This window comes from Streptomyces polyasparticus (assembly GCF_014493765.1).
Lineage (GTDB): Bacteria > Actinomycetota > Actinomycetes > Streptomycetales > Streptomycetaceae > Streptomyces > Streptomyces polyasparticus.
The window spans coordinates 1-3,804 of sequence record NZ_JACTVJ010000058.1; the positions used below are offsets into that span (position 1 = coordinate 1).

1 protein-coding gene and 3 pseudogenes are annotated in these 3,804 nt (G+C 64.4%); 2 read left to right on the top strand and 2 right to left on the bottom strand.

Annotated elements, in window-relative coordinates:
* Positions 1-111 precede the first annotated feature (111 nt).
* Positions 112-573, bottom strand: a pseudogene (locus H9Y04_RS45075) (helix-turn-helix domain-containing protein); the annotation flags it as partial.
* Between the two features lie 240 nt (positions 574-813).
* Between H9Y04_RS45075 and H9Y04_RS45080 the strand changes: the two are divergent.
* A pseudogene (locus tag H9Y04_RS45080) lies at positions 814-1,997 on the top strand (IS3 family transposase).
* A 199-nt stretch (positions 1,998-2,196) separates the two neighbouring features.
* Here H9Y04_RS45080 and H9Y04_RS45085 read toward each other — a convergent pair.
* Positions 2,197-2,325, bottom strand: a pseudogene (locus H9Y04_RS45085) (glycosyltransferase); the annotation flags it as partial.
* Between the two features lie 683 nt (positions 2,326-3,008).
* Between H9Y04_RS45085 and H9Y04_RS45090 the strand changes: the two are divergent.
* On the top strand, positions 3,009-3,804 hold a 796-nt coding region (locus H9Y04_RS45090; protein ID WP_187820061.1), incomplete at its 3' end, for an Ig-like domain-containing protein.

Genomic DNA, 3,804 nt, shown 5'->3' on the forward strand with positions numbered 1-3,804 from the left:
GCCTCAGCCGACACGGTCACGTCTGTCATCAGGTGTTACTTCCTGCTCGAAGATCCACCGTTGACCGTACAGACCCGACGGTTGCGGTCGCCGGCTGTTCTGCCGACCGTTTCGCCAGCCGCCGCCTTCGGGGATGTTGCCGAGCTTCTTGATGTCGACGTGGACCAGGTCGCCGGAGCGGGAGCGTTCGTAGCGGCGGATCGGCTCGCCGGTGGGGCGGTCGCGCCAGGCCAGTCGGTTCAGACCGTGGCGGGTCAGGATGCGGTGCACGGTCGAGGTGGGCAGGCCCAGGATCGGGCCGATCCGTGCGGGGCCAAGTTTGCGGTCGGTCCGCAGTCGGCAGACCTGGGTCTCGAGCGCGGCGGAGGTCCGGTGCGGGGTCGAGTGGGGCCGGCTGGTGCGGTCGTGGAGACCTGCGTCGCCCTCGGTTCGCCAGCGGCGGACCCATTTGTGGGCCGTGGGCCGGGAAATGCCCATCTCCGCGGCGACATGCGCGACCGGGCGGCCCGCGAGGACACGTTCGACCAGGATCCGCCTGCCATGAACGGTCAGCCGGGCATTACGGTGGGACACGAAGACCTCCGCGCGGTGAAGACTCGACACCTCCACCACGCCGGAGGTCTTCGCCATGCTCAAGACCTGGCCTAGCGTTAACAACGCTCGTGGTCAATACACCTAGCGCGTTGGACTCGCTGAAGCCGCTGAAGCCGCTGAAGCCGCTGACGGTGCTGAGGAAGGTTGGGACTGGGGTTTGCCCCATTGGTGGACATCTCTTGAAGATCGGATCGTGGGGTCCGAGATGGAGGTGTCCGGGTGGCTGCACGCCGGTATCCGGAGGAGTTCAAGCGGGACGCGGTCGAGCTGGTGGCATCCACCGGCCGGTCGATCAACTCAGTGGCCCGGGAGCTCGGGGTCAACACCGAGTCACTGCGGCAGTGGGTACGGGCCGCCAGAGGCCCTGCCCTGGGTGTGGGCGGTGAGGCGATGACGCCGGCCGAGCGTGAGGAGTTGAAGCGGCTGCGCAAACTGGTCCGCGAGCTGGAGCTGGAGAAGGAGATCCTTCGCAAGGCCGCCCAGTATTTTGCGAAAGAGATGAATCGATGACCAGCCGCTGGCGGTTCATCTCTGCCCACCATCTGGAGTACGGGATACAGCGGCTGTGCAGAATTCTCCGGGTCTCCCGCTCGGGTTTCTACCGGTGGCGCCTGGCCGAGCCGGCCCGCCGTGCGCGGGCGCAGGCCGAGGCGGTGCTGACCGAATAGATCCGGGCTATCCACAGCGAGGTGAAAGGCGCCTGCGGGGTTCCGCGAATCACCCGCGAGCTCCGGGAGAACGGCGAGCTGGTGAACCATAAGCGGGTCGCCCGGCTGATGCGTGCTTCCGGAATATCCGGGCGCCATCTAGGCAAGGGCAAGCGGACCACCATCCCCGACGCCCGGGCGCCGAAAGCTCCGGACCTTCTGGAACGGGACTTCTCTGCACCTCGGCCGAATGTGCGCTGGTGCGGTGACACCACGTATCTGCCGGTCGGCAAGGACTGGATGTACTTGGCCACTGTCATCGACATCCACTCACGCCGCGTCGTGGGCTGGTCCATGGCAGAGCACACGCGCTCCGATCTCGTCGTCGATGCTCTGGAAGCAGCGGTGGCCACACGCGGCGGATCGGTCGACGGAGTCGTCTTTCATTCAGACCGCGGCACCCAATACACATCAGCCGCCTTCGCCACTGCCTGCCGAAAGCACGGCATCCGCCGCTTAATGGGGCGGGTGGGATCGAGCTACGACAATGCCCTCGCGGAATCCTTCTTCGCCAGCATGAAACGTGAACTGCTCTACGGGGAGCGCTGGCTGGGGAAATCAGAGGCTCGCATGTCCGTGTTCACCTGGCTGGCTTGGTACAACAATCGGCGCCGTCATTCCGCGCTCGGCCATATCAGCCCGGTCGAATTCGAACGACGCTCGATCAACTCGGGTAGTCTGAACCTGGCTGCATAGTTCGCAGATGTCCACATAGCGGGGCGAAGCCCACCCCGGCGATCACCCTGACCCGCTGGTGGCGGGCCTGGACCGACAAGGACCCGCCACTCGAACTCCAAGCCCTCCTCGACGCGGTCACCTCCGGCAGACCTCTTGAATCTTTACCGCCGGGTTTAACGGACTACCGGTAGACCGAGGTGGCGCCGGCGGGCTTGCGCGTGACCAGCGTGTCCGCCAGCGCCGCCTCGGCCAGTCGCGCAGCCTCTACCGGCGTGTACGCGGACGTGAGTCGGGTCTTCACCCGGCCCGGCACCGGCTCCTTGGCTATCACCAGCAAAGTCGTCATCAAAAGCCTTACCGAACTCGGGCACAGCGCGGCCAAAACCAGGCCAAAACCCGTCGCGCCAGCAGACTGTAGAAACTGCTTTCGCCGTACAAACCGGAATCAGGTAGAGAGGGTTGCAGGCGCATTACAAATCCCTGACGTGGCGCCGGTCTTGCGTGTGGGGGTGTTGCGGCTTGGCTTCCACGGCGGTTTGCGGAGGTGTTTTTGGCTCTGCGGAGATATGAGGGGCCTCCCTGCCGGACATCCTACGTCCTTCCGGGTGTCGCCATTCGGAGGCGTGTATCAACGTTTGGTGGGCCGGCCGGGGGTGGGGAGGGGGTTTGTATGGGTGATGTCAGGTCAGGACGCCGTGGTGCGTGCTGGCGAGCCGTCCGTCCCGTCAGGTGTGCGGGCGAGGCTGCTGCGGTCGGGGGTCCGATCTCGCCTGGCCTCAGCGTGTTGTGTTCGATCGCGGCTTCGGTGGAACCGAAGTCTCCCCTGTAGAAGGATCATCTGTGTCTCGTAGCGCTCTTGCCCGCCGGGGCGGCATTGCCGCCCTCCTCGCGGTTGCCATCGGTAGCGGCCTCATCAACACCGCTGGCGCCGCACCCCAACCATCCGGGGCGATCTCCGACACCCAGCCCGCTGCCTCTACCTCGGACCGGGCGCAAACTGGAATCACTTCCCCTCAGGGGGGGAGCACCGTGCCTTCGACGTTCACCATGAATGGATTCCTGACCTCGGGTAACCTGGGTGATACGGTGTACGTTAAGCGCGTGATACCGGGCGGCAGTACCGTTACCGTTGGTTCTGGCCCTCATCGAGACGACCAGAGCTTCAGCATCAGCGTGAATCTTGGGTCGCAGTGGACAAACACTAGCGCGTATTTCTATGTCCAAGGTTCGCTGGGACAAACGTCTTCCGTCTTGCTTTATGCCCCATCGACCGCGCCGGTGGCTCGTGCGGATTCCGCGTCTACTGAGCAGGGTACGGCGGTCGAGATTCCGGTGCTGGCGAATGACTCGGGTACGGGTCTGTCGCTGGTGTCGGTGACGGATCCGGCGAATGGTGGTGCGGAGATCAAGGACGGGAAGGTCCTTTATACCCCGGATGATGGTTTCGTGGGTGCGGATTCTTTTGAGTACACGGTGAGAAATTCCGCGGGAATTACCGCGAGGGGAAACGTGTCGGTGACGGTGACGGATCCGACGACCAGTGTGTCTGAGCTGAAGATGAGTTCGGGTGATGGTCAGGAGGCCTCGGCGGGTTCGGAGTTTGCTGATCCGTTGGTGACGCAGGCGCTGAAGGATTCGTCGGGCGTGCATGGGGCGAAGGTCACCTACCAGATTACTGATGACGGTGGCACCGGCTCGACCTTTGTGGATGGCGGGACGTCGGTGGACAAGTCCACGGACTCGCAGGGATATTCGAGTGTGAAGGTGAAGGCGGGGTCGAAGGCGGGCTCGGTGCAGGTGCGAGCGACGGCGAACGGTCACAGTG